The sequence below is a fragment of the Streptomyces sp. NPDC053427 genome (assembly GCF_044544985.1).
Taxonomy (GTDB): domain Bacteria; phylum Actinomycetota; class Actinomycetes; order Streptomycetales; family Streptomycetaceae; genus Streptomyces.
On the sequence record NZ_JBITYA010000012.1, the window covers coordinates 193,665 to 211,186 of the forward strand.

Here is a 17,522-nt window from a genome sequence, read left to right on the forward strand (position 1 = left end):
GACGACCGGCGGCGGAATGTTGGGGTCGCCCCCCGACAAACGGCCGGTAGAGTCCAAAAGCGTGCATCTCAAGAGTCTGACCCTGCGAGGCTTCAAGTCCTTCGCATCCGCCACGACGCTACGGTTCGAGCCCGGCATCACCTGCGTCGTGGGACCCAACGGTTCCGGCAAGTCGAACGTCGTGGACGCGTTGTCCTGGGTCATGGGCGAGCAGGGCGCCAAGTCGCTGCGCGGCGGCAAGATGGAAGACGTCATCTTCGCCGGCACGACCGGCCGGCCCCCGCTGGGCCGCGCCGAGGTCTCACTCACCATCGACAATTCCGACGGCGCCCTGCCCATCGAATACGCCGAAGTCACCATTACCCGGATCATGTTCCGTAATGGCGGCAGCGAGTACCAGATCAACGGCGACACCTGTCGGCTGCTCGATATCCAGGAGCTCCTTTCCGACTCCGGCATCGGGCGCGAGATGCACGTCATCGTCGGACAGGGACAGCTCGACTCCGTCCTCCACGCCGACCCGATGGGCCGAAGGGGCTTCATCGAGGAGGCCGCGGGCGTCCTCAAACACCGCAAGCGCAAAGAGAAGGCCCTGCGGAAGCTGGACGCGATGAAAGCCAACCTCGCCCGCGTCCAGGACCTCACCGACGAGCTGCGCCGCCAGCTCAAGCCACTCGGACGGCAGGCCGCGGTCGCCCGGCGGGCCGCCGTCATCCAGGCGGACCTGCGCGACGCCCGGCTGCGGCTGCTCGCCGACGACCTCGTCACCCTGCGCCGGGCGCTGCGCGCCGAGATCGAGGACGAGGCCGCACTCAAGGAACGCAAGGAGGCCGCCGAGACCCAGTTGCGCACCGCACAGCAGCGCGAGGCGGTGCTCGAGGCGGAGGTCCGCACGCTGACGCCGCGGGTCCAGCGCGCCCAGCAGACCTGGTACGAGCTGTCGCAGCTCGCGGAACGGGTACGCGGCACGGTCTCGCTCGCCGAGGCGCGCATCAAGAGCGCCTCCGCGGCCCCGCCGGACGAACGGCAGGGACGCGACCCGGACGACATGGAGCGCGAGGCGGCCCGGATCCGCGAACAGGAAGCGGAGTTGACGGCCGCCCTGGAAGCGGCCAGCCGGGCCCTCGAGGACACCGTCGAACACCGCGCCGACCTGGAACGGCAGTTGGCGGACGAGGAACGCCGGCTACGGGACGCCGCCCGCGCCATCGCCGACCGGCGCGAGGGGCTCGCCCGGCTCAGCGGACAGGTCACCGCGGCACGCGGCCGGGCAGCCTCGGCGCGGGCCGAGATCGGCCGGCTCGCCGAGGCCCGCGACGGCGCCCACGAACGGGCCGCCGCCGCCCAGGAGGCATACGAGCAGCTCAAGGCCGAGGTCGACGGCCTCGACGCGGACGACGAGGAGCTCGGGGAAGCGTACGAGGCGGCCCGCCGGGAGCTGACCGCGGCGGAGAGCGAGCTGACCGCCGCGCGCGAGGCACTGACCGCCGCCGAGCGGGCGCGCGCCGCGACCTCCGCCCGGCACGATGCACTGGCACTCGGGCTGCGCCGCAAGGACGGCACGGGCGCGCTGCTGGCCGCCGGGGACCGGCTCACCGGCCTGCTCGGCCCCGCCGCGGAACTGCTGACCGTCACCCCCGGCTTCGAGGTCCCGGTCGCGGCGGCCCTCGGCGCGGCCGCCGACGCCGTCGCCGTCACCGGTCCGGCCACCGCCGCCGAGGCCATCCGGCTGCTGCGCAAGCAGGACGCGGGGCGGGCGGCGATGGTGCTGGCCGGGGGCGAGGGGGCGGGTGGTGCGCAGGGTGCGTACGCGGTGGCGGGCGGGGCCGGCGCGGCGGCCGAAACCGCGGCCACCACCGCGGCGGGCCTGCTGCCGGGGCCCGCGCGGGCGCTCCCGGACAGCGGTGCCGGCGCCGCGGGGACGCCGGAGGGCACGGCCGGGGCGGCCGCCGCCGGTGCGCCCGTCCCGGCGGCGGGTGACGTCGGCACCGCCGTGCACGCGCCGGCCGCACTCCGCGTGCCCGGTCCCCGCTCCGAGCCCGTACGCGCCGATCAGCTGGTGCGCGGGCCGAAGGAGTTGACGGCCGCGGTGGCGCGGCTGCTGCGGGACGTGGTGGTCGTCGCGACGCTGGAGGACGCCGAGGACCTGGTCGCGGCGCGGCCCGGACTCACGGCGGTGACCGGCGAAGGGGATCTGCTGGGGGCGCACTTCGCACAGGGTGGCTCGGCCGGCGCGCCGAGCCTGCTGGAGGTGCAGGCGTCGGTCGACGAGGCGATCGCCGAGCTGGCGGGCCTGGAGGCGCGCTGCGCGGAACTGACGGCGGCGCAGCAGACCGCGAAGGAGCGGCGCGGCGAGTGTGCCGCGCTGGTCGAGGAGTTGAGCGAGCGGCGGCGCGCGGCGGACCGGGAGAAGTCGAAGGTCGCGGGGGACCTGGGGCGGCTCGGCGGGCAGGCGCGGGCGGCCGCCGGCGAGGCGGAGCGGGCCGCCGCGGCGGCCGCCAAGGCGGAGGAGGCGCTGCTGCGCGCCACCGAAGAGGCCGAGGAGCTGGCCGAACGGCTGGCGGTGGCCGAGGAGGACCCGGGCGCGGGCGGCGAGGAACCCGACACCTCCGTACGGGACCGGCTGGCCGCCGACGGGGCCAACGCCCGCCAGACGGAGATGGAGGCCCGGCTCCAGGCGCGCACCCACGAGGAGCGGGTGAAGGCGCTGGCCGGGCGGGCGGATTCACTGGACCGGGGGGCGCGCGCCGAGCGGGAGGCGCGGGCGCGGGCCGAGCGACGGCGCGCCCGGTTGCGGCATGAGGCGGAGGTTGCCTCGGCGGTCGCCTCCGGCGCGCGGCAGCTCCTGGCGCACGTCGAGGTGTCCGTCGTACGGGCCGAGGAGGAGCGCGCCGCCGCCGAGCGGGCCAAGGCCGAGCGGGAAGCGGCGCTGGTCGCCGAACGCGAGCAGGGCCGGGAACTGAAGTCGGAGCTGGACAAGCTGACGGACTCGGTGCACCGGGGCGAGGTGCTGGGCGCGGAGAAACGGCTGCGGATCGAGCAGCTGGAGGCCCGCTCGCTGGAGGAGTTGGGGGTGGAGCCGGCCGCCCTGATCTCGGAGTACGGCCCCGCCCAGCCCGTACCACCCTCGCCGCCGGCCCAGGACGAGGTGCTGCCCGAGGACCCGGAACACCCCCGCAACCAGCCGGTGCCGTACGTACGGGCCGACCAGGAGAAGCGGCTCAAGGCCGCCGAGCGGGCGTATCAGCAGCTCGGGAAGGTGAACCCGCTGGCGCTGGAGGAGTTCGCGGCGCTGGAGGAGCGGCACCAGTTCCTCAGCGAGCAGCTTGAAGACTTGAAGAAGACCCGGGCCGACCTGCTGCGGGTGATCAAGGAGGTCGACGAGCGGGTCGAGCAGGTCTTCACCGAGGCCTTCCACGACACGGCCCGGGAGTTCGAGGGCGTCTTCGCCCGCCTCTTCCCAGGCGGCGAGGGCCGACTGGTGCTGACCGATCCCGACGACATGCTGTCGACCGGCGTGGACGTGGAGGCGCGCCCGCCGGGCAAGAAGGTCAAGCGCCTGTCGCTGCTGTCGGGCGGCGAGCGGTCGCTGACGGCGGTGGCGCTGCTGGTGTCGATCTTCAAGGCGCGGCCCAGTCCGTTCTATGTGATGGACGAGGTCGAGGCGGCGCTGGACGACACCAATCTGCAGCGGCTGATCCGGATCATGGAGGAGCTCCAGGAGAGCTCCCAGCTGATCGTGATCACCCACCAGAAGCGGACGATGGAGGTGGCGGACGCGCTCTACGGCGTATCCATGCAGGGCGACGGCGTCTCGAAGGTCATCAGCCAGCGGCTGCGCTGATCCGGCCGGCGGCCGCGTTGCGCCCGCCCGCCGACGGGCGCGCTGCGGTGGGCGGCGGGCGATGGGCGGCGGGCGCGTTGCCAGGGGTGGAAGCCGCGTTGCCTTCAGCCGGTGGCCGCGTTGCTTCGGCGGGCGGGCGTGGTGCTTCAGATGGTCGCCGTGTTGCTCAGGCCGGCCGCGGTGGTGCTTCAGCCAGCCGCGTTGCCGCTCAGGCCGGCTAGGTGTTGCTTCGGCCAGTGGCTGTGCCAGTGGCTGTGCTGCGCCCAGCCGGCGTCTTCCGGCTTGCTGCTCCCGGCAGCGCCGGCGGCAGCGCTGCTTCAGCGGGTGGCCGTGCCGTGAGCGGCTGTGCTGTGTCCGGTTGGCGTGTGGTGGTCGGCGCGTGGCGGTCGGCGCTGGGCGGCGGGTGCGTGCAGGGTGCTTACGGCGGGCGGGTGTGGCCTGGGCGCTCGTTCCGGTGGGCGGGGCCTGGATGCATTGCGCCCGTGGGTGTGCCCTGGCCGGTGCGTGGGACCTGGGTGCCTTGCGGGGTGCCTTGTCCTTGCCGCTTCCTCATATTTCGGCAACGATTACTGAGGGTTATTTTGTTCCCGCAGGCGGCGACGGAGAGTGATTGGTAGGCGTGGGGCTTCGGTGGGTCCGTGGGGGTGTTGTTGCTTGCGGCGTCTTGGGGCCCGAGGTGTGACCTTCGCGCCTAGCTTCTCTTCATGACTTGAACGAAGACTCCTGTGGAGCCCTCGGAATCGCGCCGGAAAACGAATTCGTCACGGCCTATTGACTTCGTAACTTGAAGGCATAGTCTCTGCAACGTTGCTTTTACCTTCAAGTGGTGGGTACCCCCAACCTATGCGCCACTGGAAGGGCCAGCCCCCGATGCCCGGCAGCGCAGCCGGGCCACTGGAGTTCACGTTGACCAGCACCGCGCAGCCGAAGGTTCCGGAAGGCCGTAAGGCCCACCCGGACCATCTCGGCCATGTCATCTTCATCACGGCGGCTGCCGCGATGGGCGGCTTCCTCTTCGGCTATGACAGTTCCGTCATCAACGGTGCCGTCGAGGCGATCCGCAGCCGCTACGACGTCGGCTCGGCCGTCCTCGCCCAGGTGATCGCCGTCGCCCTGATCGGCTGCGCGATCGGCGCCGCGACCGCGGGCCGGATCGCCGACCGGATAGGCCGTATCCGGGTGATGCAGATCGCCGCGACGCTGTTCACCATCAGCGCGGTCGGTTCCGCACTGCCGTTCGCCCTCTGGGACCTTGCGCTCTGGCGGGTCGTCGGCGGCTTCGCGATCGGTATGGCCTCGGTCATCGGCCCGGCCTATATCGCCGAGGTCTCGCCGTCCGCCTACCGCGGCCGGCTCGGTTCCTTCCAGCAGGCCGCGATCGTGATCGGCATCGCCATCTCGCAGCTCGTCAACTGGGGCATCCTCAACCTCGCCGGCGGCGACCAGCGCGGCACCATCGCCGGCCTGGAGGCCTGGCAGTGGATGCTCGGCGTGATGGTCGTGCCGGCCGTCCTCTACGGTCTGCTCTCCTTCGCGATCCCCGAGTCGCCGCGCTTCCTGATCTCCGTCGGCAAGATCTCCCGCGCCAAGGAGGTGCTGTCCGAGGTCGAGGGCCACACCGTCAACCTCGACACCCGGGTCGTGGAGATCCAGGACGCGATGCGCCGCGAGCACAAGTCGAGCTTCAAGGACCTGCTCGGCAGCAAGATGGGCTTCCTGCCGATCGTCTGGGTCGGCATCGGGCTCTCGGTCTTCCAGCAGCTGGTCGGCATCAACGTCGCCTTCTACTACTCCTCGACGCTGTGGCAGTCCGTCGGCATCGACCCGAGCAGCTCGTTCTTCTACAGCTTCACCACCTCGATCATCAACATCATCGGCACCGTGATTGCGATGGTCTTCGTCGACCGGATCGGCCGCCGTCCGCTGGCGCTGATCGGTTCGGCCGGTATGGCCATCGCGCTGGCCCTGGAGGCCTGGGCCTTCTCCGCCAAGACCGCGGCCGGCACCCTGCCGGCCACCGAGGGCACCGTGGCCCTGATCGCCGCGCATGTCTTCGTGCTCTTCTTCGCGCTCTCCTGGGGCGTCGTGGTCTGGGTCTTCCTCGGCGAGATGTTCCCGAACAAGATCCGCGCCGCCGCGCTGGGCGTCGCCGCCTGCGCGCAGTGGATCGCCAACTGGGCCATCACCGCGAGCTTCCCGAGCCTGGCGGACTGGAACCTGTCGGGTACGTATGTGATCTACACGGTCTTCGCTCTGCTCTCGATCCCCTTCGTACTCAAGTACGTCAAGGAGACCAAGGGCAAGGCGTTGGAGGAGATGGGCTAACCCCCCGCCAGTCCGTCTCCTCAGTTGTGGCTGCTGCCCCGGCTCACCCGAGCCGGGGCAGCACCGTTTTCACGGCGCCGATGACGATGACGTCCTACTCGTCCAGGAGCGGGCTGTCCTCGGGTATCTCCGTCCAGCGCCGGGGCCAGGCGTCCACCGGGGCCGAGTCCATGACCCGCAGCCCCGCCATCGCCGAGGCGTAGGCGATCGCGTCGGCGTGCCATGCGCCCTTCGGCACATCCCAGTTCCAGAAGCGGTAGAGCCAATGCGCGTCGGGCGAGTCGTCGCCGAACGCCGCCTGGCCGATCTCCTCGCTGAGGACGGTGCGGCCGTCGCGGGAGAGCGCGCCGAAGGTGCCGCCCTTGGGGTTGAAGTAGAGGCCGTAGGCGGTGGTGCCGGGGGAGAGGGCATCGAGGACCGAGTCGGTGCTCAGCAGATACCAGGAGGGCTGGAACAGCACGCATCCGCCGTCCACGCCCGTCACCCCCACCTCACGCTCGGACGGCTCGAAGTCCTCCCAGTCCTCGTCGAAGTCATCCGGATTGACGCCGTCCGGATCCGCTTCCCCATCGGACACGGGGCAGGTGCGCGGGTCGCCGCCCAGGCGCCGGATGGCCTCGTCCTCGTCGATGCCGGGAACGAAGGCGATCGAGACGCCGTCGGTCTCCACCCCCTGGAGGACGGCTGTCCGGTCATCGGCGTCCCGCTGGGCGGCCCGCTCCTCATCCGTCAGGGGAACCGCGCCCGGCAGCCCGGCGAACAGCGGGGCCATGGCCGTCGTCAGCGCCAGTCGGCCCGGCGAACGGCCGCCGAGCTGCGGGCTCCAGGCATCCGCCCCCGCCTCCAGCAGTAGTGCGGCGTTCTCCTGTGCGCCGTGGCATACGGCCCGCCACAGCGGGGTGCAGCCTTCGTCGTCCCGGGCGTCCACGTCGTGTGCCCGCGCGATGAGTTCGGCGACGGCCTGGGGGGAGCCCGTGGCGGCGGCCCGGTGCAGCGGCGTCTCCTGCACGTCGGGACCCGTGGAATCGGGGGCGGCGCCGTTCGCCAGGCGGGCCCGGACCAGCTCCGCGTCCTTCCAGCCGTCATGGGTCATGCCCTCCCAGTCACCGCGGGAGCGGTCGGGAGCGGGCGGGCTCCATTCCTCGTCCGGATCCGCTTCCGCCGGCCGGGCCAGGATCTCGTACGGCCCCGTACTCGCGAAGCCGAAGCCCGCTACCTCCTCGCCGGCCGACGGCGGGGCGGGCGGCTCGGCGTCCGGCCAGATCTCCAGCGCATCGCCGGCCGCCGCCCGCAGCGTTGCCGCGTCGATGACCGTACTGGTCTCGGGCACCCTCTCATCCGGCCACGCAACCACCAGCCGGGTTTCTCCCGCGGGCGGCAACTGCGAGAGATGCAGCTCCATGTGACAGTGGAAGGCACCGCCCGTGCCGCCGCTCAGCCGCAGTGTGGGACCGGCCGGGCCGTCCAGGGGCTCCGCTTCACCGTCGAGCGTGGTGACCTTGCGTCCGTCGGCCAACAGCAGGCCCAGGCGCAGCCCGCCGGCGCTCGGACCGCCGTCGTGCGACGGGTCCTGCGGCCGGATCCGCCGCAGAAAGACTCCCAGCCGCATCGTCACCGAACACGGCCAGACTTCCCACCCGGTGAGCACGATGCGGACGTCCGGCCCTGCGCCGATCTCCGCGACCTGTGGCAACTGGGCCGGAACGAACCAGTGGTCAGGCGCGAAATCCTCGTCCTCGACCGGTTCGTAGGCGCACAACACCACGCCGCCGGCGGGTGGTTCGGCCGGTGTGCCGGCCTCGGTCGGCCCCTCGAAGAACTTCATGTGACAGATAGTGACACCCGCCACTGACAACGCCTCCCGACCGGGCGTCGACGCAGGTCAGGACGGTGTCGCGGCCTCCAGCCGTGGCATCACCCGCTCCGTGAACAGATGCAGCGAACGCCAGCCCTCGTCGACCGGCATCCCGCCGCACAGCGGATGCAGGATCAACGAGCCCTGCGCGCCCGCCGCCTGGGCCAGCCGTACGCATTCGTCGGGCGTGACGATCCGGTAGACGCCCTCCTTGCGCAGTGCCTCGGTGTCCGTCGCGGCGGAGCGCACCGCGGAGCGGATGTCGGCGGACTGCCAGGAGGCGTAGGTCCCCGCCTCGTGCAGCAGATGCGCGCCGTACGCGTCCCAAGTGCGGTCCGGGTCCTCGGAGACGTGCAGGAGGCAGGTCTGTTCGGGCGGCTGCATCACCCAGCCCTCGGTGCCGAACTCGGCGCGCCGCTCGTCGTAGTAGGCCGCCAGCTCCGGCAGGTGGGCGCTGGGGAAGAGGGGGAGCCCCAGGCGGGCGGCGCGCCGGGCCGCGGCCCGCGAGCTGCCGCCGATCAGCAGCAGGGGGTGCGGCTGGGTGTACGGGCGCGGGGTGACGCGGACGGTACGCCCCCGATAGGTGAACGGTTCACCGGTCCACGCGGCGAGCAGCGTCTCCAGTACCTCGTCCTGGAGCGCGCCGCGGGCCTTCCAGTCCTTGCCGTGCGCCGCGTACTCCGCTTCCCGGTAGCCGAGCCCGGCGACGGTCATCAGCCGGCCGCCGCTGAGCAGGTCGAGCACGGCGATGTCCTCGGCCAGCCGCAGCGGGTCGTGCAGCGGGGTGATCAGGGCGGAGACGGTGACGCCGATGCGGCGGGTGGCGCCGAAGACGGCGCCGGCGAAGGTGAGCGGGGAGGGCATCCAGCCGTTGGTGGTGGCGTGGTGCTCCTCGGTCTGGATCATGGTCAGGCCGCGGTCGTCGGCGAAGGCTGCCATCTCGACGGCGGCGCGGTAGCGGGCGGAGTGGGCCTCGGGGGTGGGCGAAGGGTCGACGAGGTTGAACCGCAGGACCGTGATGGGCATGGCAGACATGACGACGTCCCCTTCGCCGGGCGGTGGGCGAAGGGGACGTTAGCTGACGTTACGTCAGATCACCAGGGTGCGGAACCCGGGGCCGGTGCGGTGGCCGGGTGGTCAGCCGACCTCGGCCGGCTGCGGGGCCTCGTCGGCGGCCTGCGCGGACGCGTCCGACGGGACCTTCTCCGCGGCCACGGGAAGCACCGCGAAGACCACCGCGGCGATCACGATCGTGGCCGCCCAGCCCAGGCCGTTCTCGCCGATCCAGGTGGTGGCCAGCGGGCCGGTGAACCACTGGACCTTGGTGAAGCACAGACCCGCGGCCAGCGCGACGGACCAGGCGGTCATGGCCTGCCAGCAGAAGCCGCCGGTGTACCAGTAGCGGCTGGTGCGGCCGGTGTTCATCAGGCTGTCCGCGTCGTAGCGCACCGCCTTGTTGCGGCGCCGCGCCATGTCGATGGCGTAGACGCCGATCCACGCGGAGAAGGAGACCGCGAGCAGCGTCAGGAAGGCGATGAACTGGCCGATGAAGTCCTTGGCCACCAGCATCATGAACAGGCCGCCGATCAGGCTGATGACGGCGTTGATGCTGACCGCCAGGGCGCGCGGCAGCTTGACGCCCATCGTCTGGGCGGTGAAGCCGGCGGAGTACATCGACAGGCTGTTGATCAGCACCATTCCGACCAGCGCGGTGACCAGGTACGGGATCGCGAGCCAGGTCGGCAGGACGGTGCCCAGGAACGACATCGGGTCGGTGTTCTGGCCGGCCAGCTTGGGGCTGGAGACGGCCATCACGCCGCCCATCAGCACCATCGGCACCATCACCAGGGCGGCGCCCGCGACGGTCGTACCGGCGATCTTCTTGCCGGAGGCGGAGTGCGGGAGGTAGCGGGCGAAGTCGGGGCCGGTGGGGACCCAGCTGATGCCGCCGGCCGCGATCGTGCCGATGCCCGCGATCACCATGGCGGTGGTGCCGGCCTTCTTGGCGAAGATCGCGTGCCAGTCCATCGTGGCGATCAGGTAGACCAGCACCATGATGCTGAACAGGCCGAACAGGTACGTCGAGTACTTGTTGCAGACGTTCAGCGCCTTCCGGCCCAGGCCGCTGACCAGGTACGTGACGGCCACGAAGGCGAGCAGGGTGACGACGATCAGGACGTTGTTGCTCTTGATGCCGAACAGCAGGTCGAGCACGGTCAGTACGGCGTAGGCGCCGGTGACCGCGTTGATCGTCTCCCAGCCGAAGCGGGCGACCCACAGGATCGCGCCGGGGAAGTAGTTGCCGCGGACGCCGAAGGCCGCCCGGGAGAGCAGCGCTCCGGGCGCGCCGCCCCACTTACCGGAGACCGACAGCACGCCGACCATGCCGAAGGCGACGGTGGCGGCGATCGCGGCGACCAGCAGGACCTGCCAGAAGTTCAGCCCGTTGTTGACGGCCAGGGAAGCGCCCATGGTGAGCAACAACACGCTGATGTTGGCGGCGACCCAGGTGGGGAAGAGTTCGCGGACCCGGCCCTGGCGCTCGTTGTCCGGGACGGGCTCGATGCCCCGGGTCTCGACGGCGCCTTCGGTTTCGGGAGTGGAGGGGGACGTGGTGCTGGTGCCCATTGGTGCTGGTATCTCCGTGCGGGGGGTCTGGAGGGGCACCCCCGGGGGGAGGAGGTGCAGGCAGCGGCTGTGGTGCCTGGCCGGAAATGGTTGCCAGGACTCTACGCGCGTTGCGCGGCCGTCCACCATCGTACTTTGAACCAACTTCTACTCGTACATACCTTTGGACCCCCCGACAAGGGCGGGCGTCACACGCTCTTGTCGGAGCATCCATTCCCGCGTCGCTGATCAGGCCGGGGACGGTGCGGCCTGCCGCTGGCTGACGCGGTGGTCGGCCCGCCGCAGCAGCTCCTGCGGATCGTCGACCGGCGGCGAGATCCATGTCTCGTTGATGGCGCGCTTCAGCTCCTTCTCGAAGCCTTCGGGGCCCTCGCGCAGTGCGCGGTCGAAGCCCGCGGTGGCCACCGCGCCGGCCGCGCCGAGGTCCAGGCAGGTGGTGTACGGGTCGGGCGCGAAGGCCACCTGCGGCAGGCCGAGCAGGTCCGCGACGGCGTTGTGGCCCGCCACCTTGCCGAGCGGCGTCGCGGCCTGACAGCTCTGCGGCACGGTGTGGCCGCCCTCGGCCGTGGCCGCCGCGGTGTCCCCGGCCGCGTAGACGCCGTGGACGCCCCGCACCCGCAGCCGGGCGTCCACGGCGAGCCGCCCCAGCCCGTCGCGCGGTGCGGGGATCTGCTCGGTCAGCGCGCTCGCCCGCATCCCCGCGGTCCACACGGCCGTACGGGCCTGCAGCACGCCGCCGTCCGAGAGGCGGACCCCGCCCGCGTCCACCCCGGTCACGGTGACCCCGAGCCGGCGTTCGACGCCCAGCTCGTCCAGCGCCCGGGTGATCACCGGGCGGGCCGCCTCGCCCAGCCCCTCCCCGACGGCGGCCGCACGCTCGACGAGGGTCACCCGCACCTCGTCCGCCGCGCCGTACGGGGCCGCCCTGGCGCGCAGCCGGCCGACCAGCTCGGTGGCGATCTCCAGCCCGGTGAACCCGGCGCCGATCACCACCGCGCTCCAGCGGCCCGGCCCGTCCGGCCCGTCCGGCAGGGCCCGCAGATGGTCCTCCAGCTTCACTGCGGCGGCCAGCGTGTCGATGTCGTGCAGCAGCTCGGCGCCGGGCAGCTCGGGCCGCACCACTGCGCTCCCGGTGGCCAGCACCAGCCGCCGGTAGCCCACCTCCGTCCGCGTGCCGTCGGCGGCGGTCGCGCCGACCCGGCGGCGCTCGGTGTCGACCGCGGTGGCGGTGGCGGCGATCAGGTGGACGCCGACCGGGCCCAGCACCCGGTCGAGCGGAACGCGGAAGGCGGCCGGGTCGGCCTGGTAGAGGCGGGGACGGAGGGTCAGGTCGGGGAGCGGGGTGAGCAGCGCGACGGTGCCGGAGTCGGCTCCGGGGTTCCCCGCCGCATGGTTGCGCAGCAGGCGGGTCGCCGCGGCGGCGCTCCACAGTCCGGCGAAACCGCCGCCCAAAACCAGGACGTCAAACATCCAGATTCCCCTTCCAGTGCTCCGCGGGCGGGTCCCGGGGAGTGATTCTGGATATTACACATCCAGAATCAACCTGGATACGAGGCATCCGCATTCGCCCCTGGGGCGGGACGGGAGGCCCGCGAATCCGGGTCCGGCGCGTGCAGTCCCCACGGGCGGGGCGTGGCTGATACTGGAGGGGTTATGGAAACCGTCATCCTTGCTGTAGTCATCGCCGTGGTCGTGCTCGGCGCGATCAGCGGACTCGTCGTCAGCGGCCGCCGAAAGAAGAGGCAGCTGCCGCCGTCCCCGCCGGCTGCCCCCTCCGTCACCGCACCTCCCGCCGAACCGCATGTCGGCGAGGAGGCCGAAACCCCCCGCGACGAGGAACGTCGCACCATCGAAGAGGTCGGACTGCCACCGGCCGAGGCCGAGGCACCCGCGGTCGAGGCACCTGCGGCCGAGCCCGAGGCGCCCCCGGCACCGGCCGTCGAGGTCCCCGAGCCCACCGCCGGCCGGCTGGTCCGGCTGCGCGCCCGGCTCTCCCGCTCCCAGAACACCCTGGGCAAGGGCCTGCTGACCCTCCTCTCCCGCGAACACCTCGACGAGGAGACCTGGGAGGAGATCGAGGACACCCTGCTGACCGCGGACGTCGGCGTCGCCCCCACCCAGGAGCTCGTCGACCGGCTGCGCGAGCGCGTCAAGGTCCTCGGCACCCGCACCCCCGAGGACCTGCGCGCGCTGCTGCGCGAGGAACTGCTCACCCTCATCGGTACCGACGCCGACCGCACGGTCCACACCGACAACGGCATCGGCAACGGCGGCGCGGAGATCCCCGGCGTCGTCCTGGTCGTCGGCGTCAACGGCACCGGCAAGACCACCACCACCGGCAAGCTCGCCCGCGTCCTGGTGGCCGACGGCAAGTCCGTCGTCCTCGGCGCCGCGGACACCTTCCGCGCCGCCGCCGCCGACCAGCTCCAGACCTGGGGCGAGCGGGTCGGCGCCCGTACCGTCCGCGGGCCCGAGGGCGGCGACCCCGCCTCCATCGCCTTCGACGCGGTGAAGGAAGGCATCGCCGAGTCCGCCGACGTCGTCCTCATCGACACCGCCGGCCGGCTGCACACCAAGACCGGTCTGATGGACGAGCTCGGCAAGGTCAAGAGGGTCGTCGAGAAGCACGGCCCGGTCGGCGAGGTGCTGCTCGTCCTGGACGCCACCACCGGCCAGAACGGCCTGGTGCAGGCCCGGGTCTTCGCCGAGGTCGTGGACATCACCGGCGTGGTGCTCACCAAGCTCGACGGCACCGCCAAGGGCGGCATCATCGTCGCCGTCCAGCGGGAACTGGGCGTACCGGTCAAGCTGGTCGGCCTGGGCGAGGGCGCGGACGACCTCGCGCCGTTCGAGCCCGAGGCCTTCGTCGACGCGCTGATCGACTGACACGCTCCCAGGGCGCCACGCCCCGGCCGTCATCGGCCCCCGGACCCGCGTACGGCGGGTACCGGGGGCCGGCGTCGTTCTGCCGCCGCCCCGTGCCCCGGTCCGGACATCCGGGCCCGCAAACCGGTCTTCTGGGTCTTCCGCACCCGGAGGGACGGGCGCTGCCCGGCACCGGATCGCCGGCTCTCCCGGACCCGGCGCCTTGCGCGCGACACCTGCCCGCACGCGTACGAAAACCCCTCGCCGCCCGCTCACCGCACCGGGCACGCTGGGGATCATGACCACCTACGTCGCTGCCCCGGCCCGCGCCGGTGCGGAACGGCTCCCCGACGGACGGCTCCTGGGCTGGGCGGAGTGGGGCCCGCCGGACGGCACGCCGGTACTGCTCTCCCCGGGTGCGGCCACCGGCCGGTGCCTGGGATTCGGCCCGGCCGCCGCCGACCGGCTCGGGATCCGGCTCATCGGCCTGGACCGCCCCGGCCTGGGAGCCTCCTCGCCCGCGCCCCGGCGCACCTTCGCCGACTTCGCCGCCGACGTACGGGACCTTGCCGCCCGGCGGGGCCTGGGCCGGCCCGCCATGGTCGGCCATTCGCAAGGGGCGCCGTTCGCCCTCGCCTGCGCCGCGCACGGCGTGACCGGCGCGTTGGCGGTGGTCTCCGGAGCCGACGAGGTCGCCGCCCCGCGGTTCGCCGCGGCGCTGCCCGGGCAACTGCGGCGGCTCGTCGCTCTCGCGGTGTCCGACCCGGACGCCGCCGAGCAGATCTTCGCCGGGTTCACCCCACAGGCCATGTGGGACATGGTCATGGCCGGCAGCCCGGACTGCGACCTCGCCGTCCACCGGGAGCCCGGATTCGCCGCCGCCTACCGACGGGCGCTGGACGAGGCCTTCGCACCGGGGCCGCAGGGGTATGCGCGGGACACCGCGCTCGCCATGGGCCGGTGGGACATCGCGCTCTCCGCGATCCGGGTCCCGGTGGACCTCTGGTACGGCGAGGAGGACGCCACCCACTCACCGGACCGGGGCGCCGGCCTGGCCGAGCGGATCCCCGGAGCCGTCCGGCACCTCGTTCCGGGGATCGGGGGCGCGGTGCTGTGGACCCACGCCGAGGACATCCTCCGGACGCTCCTCGACCGCACCGGGCCACCGGAGCCGGCCGACGCCCCGTGACGGGACCGACGCGTCGTGACGGGACCGGGAACGGCGCCGGTTCAGCCGGTTCAGACGCAGACGCGCGCGCAGAGGTACGCCAGGGTGCCCACCACCAGCCGCGCCTGCGGCGGCCGGTGGGCGGTGTCCAGGGCGGGCGGGCGCAGCCAGCGCATCGGACCCCGGCCGCCGAGGTCGGACGGCGGCGCGGTGATGTGGTCGCCGTCGCCCAGCGGACGCAGATCGAGATCGGCGTCGTCCCAGCCCGTCCGGTAGAGCAGGCCCGGCAGATCGGCGGCCGCGCCCGGGGCGACGAAGAACAGGGCGCGGCCGGTGGGAGTGGCGGCCACCGGGCCCAGCGGCAGCCCCATCCGCTCCAGCCGGGCCAGCGCGCCGCGGCCCGCCGCCTCCGGGACGTCGAGGACGTCGAACGACCGGCCCACCGGGAGGAGCACGGCGGCGCCCGGCGTCCGGGCCCAGGCCGCCGCGGCCTCCTCCAGCGTCGCGCCGGCCGCCACCTCCTTGCCGAAGTCCAGCGGATGAGCCCCGGGGGAGGGGCAGTCCGGGGCGCCGCACGAGCAGTCCGTACGGCCGCTGCCGGAGCGCGCCGCGCGGGCGCCGGGAACGACGTCCCAGCCCCACAGTCCCGTGTACTCCGCCACCGCCGTGATCTCGGACGAGCGGGCGCGGCGCCGCGCACCGGACCGAATCTCCCGGATGCCGCCGATCGTGAAGCCCATGCCCCCTCCAACGGGTGCCGCGTGCCTGTGGTTACGAGCCGGTGAGCCGCCCGGCGGCCCCAACTGTCACGCCGTGCCGCACCGTTGACGGCCGGCGCTGCCGGTGGCGCGGCGCGGTGCGGCGTGGTGCGCCGGGTGGTGCGGTGCGGGCCGCACTCCCTTGTGCGCTCCGTTCCGCCCGGCCCCATCCGAACCCTGTCAAGTCAATCGCGAGAGCCCGCCGGGCAGTTCATTCGAAGGGGTGGCGAATGGTGGCGTTTCCGCAATCGCCCTCGCGGGGGGCGTGATCGTAGGATTACTTTCAGTGCACGAACCCCGGAGAGGCATCATTCGCACGGGTATGCCGGTGGCAACGCACCGGTCCGGCACAGGCCAAAAGGTGTGGCCGGAAGACGTGATCGGGTAGATGTACCACGGACAGGCGTCGCAACGGGCGGCGCCCTGTCAAGGGTTCGTACCAAGCACCGGGCAACGATCGGGATGGGGGCTACCAAGTGGCCGGCAACGGCGGCACGGGCGGCACCGACGCCGTCAAACGACCCAACGCACAACTGGGTTCGTGGTTCATGCGCAGCGGCTGGTCCAAGGGCGAGCTGGCGCGACAGGTCAACCGCCGGGCGCGCCAGATGGGCGCCCACCACATCAGCACCGACACCTCGCGGGTACGCCGCTGGCTCGACGGCGAGCAGCCGCGCGAGCCCATTCCGCGGATCCTGTCCGAGCTGTTCTCCGAGCGGTTCGGCTGCGTCGTCGGCATCGAGGAACTGGGGCTGCGCACCGCGCACCAGTCCCCCTCCACCTCCGGCGTCGACCTGCCCTGGGCGGGCCCCCAGACCGTCAGCCTCATCAGCGAGTTCTCCCGCAGCGACTTGATGCTGGCGCGCCGCGGCTTCCTGGGCACCTCCCTGGCGCTGGCCGCCGGCCCCAGCCTGATCGAGCCGATGCAGCGCTGGCTGGTGCCGGTGCCCGCCGGCCAGGGCGGCGCCGACGTACCGCAGGACCGCGCCCGACGGCTCGCCCGGCTCTCCCGGCCCGAGCTCGAACTCCTCGAGTCCACGACCGCGATGTTCCGGCAGTGGGACGCCCAGTGCGGCGGCGGGCTGCGGCGCAAGGCGGTCGTCGGCCAGCTCCACGAGGTCACCGACCTCCTCCAGGAGCCGCACCCCGAGGAGATCTCCAGGCGGCTGTTCAAGGTCGCCGCCGAGCTCGCCGAGCTGGCCGGCTGGATGAGCTACGACATCGGGCTCCAGCCCACCGCCCAGAAGTACTTCGTGCTGGCCCTGCACGCCTCCAAGGAGGCCGGCGACCGCCCCCTGGGCTCGTACATCCTCTCCAGCATGAGCCGCCAGATGATCCATCTGGGCCGGCCGGACGACGCCCTGGAGCTGATCCACCTCGCCCAGTACGGCAGCCGCGAGACGGCCACCCCCCGCACCCAGGCGATGTTGTATGCGATGGAGGCCCGCGCCTACGCCGGAATGGGCCAGCCCAGCAAGGTCAAGCGGGCCGTACGGATGGCCGAGGACACCTTCTCCGACGTCCTGCCCGGCGAGCCGGAACCGGACTGGATCCGCTTCTTCTCCGAGGCCGAGCTGAACGCCGAGAACGCCCACTCCTACCGCGACCTCGCCTATGTCGCGGGCCGCAGCCCCACCTACGCCTCGCTCGCCGAGCCCGTCATGGAGCGCGCCGTGGAGCTGTTCGGCAAGGACCCCGAGCACCAGCGGTCGTATGCGCTCAACCTCATCGGCATGGCCACCGTCCATCTGCTGCAGAAGGAGCCCGAGGCCTGCGCGGCCATGGCGCAGCGGGCGATCCCGTTCGCCAAACAGGTCCGCTCCGAGCGCGTCAACACCCGGCTGCGCAAGACGGTGGACACCGCCGCCCGCGAGTTCTCCGGAGTCGCCGAGGTGGTCCGGCTGAGCGACGAACTCTCGCGCCAGCTGCCGGACCACGCGGCGCAGGCCGTCTGACCCCTCCGTCCCCACCACCCCCGAGCCCCCGCCCGCGCCGCCGTCCCGTACAGCCCGACTCGGCTTCCCCACGCCAGGTCACACGGGCGGCGCCGCGGGCGGGCCTGCTCGTGCGCCGGTGAAC

10 protein-coding genes are annotated in these 17,522 nt (G+C 72.6%); 5 read left to right on the top strand and 5 right to left on the bottom strand.

The annotated features are described in order from the left end of the window. Positions 1–61 precede the first annotated feature (61 nt). Positions 62–3,844 (top strand): AAA family ATPase, encoded by a 3,783-nt coding sequence (locus ACIGWZ_RS30885; protein WP_400070002.1) that lies wholly within the window; start codon positions 62–64, stop codon positions 3,842–3,844. 906 nt (positions 3,845–4,750) lie between these two features. Beyond that, entirely contained in the window at positions 4,751–6,169 is a 1,419-nt protein-coding gene (locus ACIGWZ_RS30890; RefSeq protein ID WP_400070003.1) for a sugar porter family MFS transporter, read from the top strand. A gap of 94 nt (positions 6,170–6,263) precedes the next feature. Here ACIGWZ_RS30890 and ACIGWZ_RS30895 read toward each other — a convergent pair whose 3' ends face one another. The 4 genes from ACIGWZ_RS30895 to ACIGWZ_RS30910 all read right to left on the bottom strand — a co-directional run bounded on the left by ACIGWZ_RS30895 (position 6,264) and on the right by ACIGWZ_RS30910 (position 12,122). Beyond that, entirely contained in the window at positions 6,264–7,994 is a 1,731-nt protein-coding gene (locus ACIGWZ_RS30895; protein WP_400070004.1) for an ankyrin repeat domain-containing protein, read from the bottom strand. 57 nt (positions 7,995–8,051) lie between these two features. Further along, positions 8,052–9,050: an LLM class flavin-dependent oxidoreductase gene (locus ACIGWZ_RS30900; protein WP_400070117.1), complete on the bottom strand. Its 999-nt coding sequence runs from the start codon at positions 9,048–9,050 to the stop codon at positions 8,052–8,054. A gap of 111 nt (positions 9,051–9,161) precedes the next feature. Continuing rightward, complete coding sequence (locus ACIGWZ_RS30905) at positions 9,162–10,652, bottom strand: purine-cytosine permease family protein (RefSeq protein WP_400070005.1); 1,491 nt, start codon at positions 10,650–10,652, stop codon at positions 9,162–9,164. Between the two features lie 228 nt (positions 10,653–10,880). After that, the gene (locus tag ACIGWZ_RS30910; RefSeq protein ID WP_400070006.1) at positions 10,881–12,122 is read right to left on the bottom strand and encodes an NAD(P)/FAD-dependent oxidoreductase; all 1,242 of its coding nucleotides are present in this window, start codon (positions 12,120–12,122) and stop codon (positions 10,881–10,883) included. 183 nt (positions 12,123–12,305) lie between these two features. On the opposite strand from ACIGWZ_RS30910, the gene ftsY reads away from it, so the two are divergent. Next, positions 12,306–13,538 (top strand): signal recognition particle-docking protein FtsY, encoded by a 1,233-nt coding sequence (ftsY, locus tag ACIGWZ_RS30915; protein WP_400070007.1) that lies wholly within the window; start codon positions 12,306–12,308, stop codon positions 13,536–13,538. Positions 13,539–13,815: 277 nt separating this feature from the next. Then, positions 13,816–14,706: an alpha/beta fold hydrolase gene (locus ACIGWZ_RS30920; RefSeq protein ID WP_400070008.1), complete on the top strand. Its 891-nt coding sequence runs from the start codon at positions 13,816–13,818 to the stop codon at positions 14,704–14,706. A gap of 50 nt (positions 14,707–14,756) precedes the next feature. Here the strand turns inward: ACIGWZ_RS30920 and ACIGWZ_RS30925 are convergent, their stop codons facing one another. Then, the gene (locus tag ACIGWZ_RS30925; protein WP_400070009.1) at positions 14,757–15,425 is read right to left on the bottom strand and encodes a bifunctional DNA primase/polymerase; all 669 of its coding nucleotides are present in this window, start codon (positions 15,423–15,425) and stop codon (positions 14,757–14,759) included. 566 nt (positions 15,426–15,991) lie between these two features. On the opposite strand from ACIGWZ_RS30925, the gene ACIGWZ_RS30930 reads away from it, so the two are divergent. Further along, a complete protein-coding gene (locus ACIGWZ_RS30930; RefSeq protein ID WP_400070118.1) occupies positions 15,992–17,398 on the top strand; it encodes a hypothetical protein in 1,407 nt (468 codons plus the stop codon). The last annotated feature ends 124 nt before the right edge of the window (positions 17,399–17,522 follow it).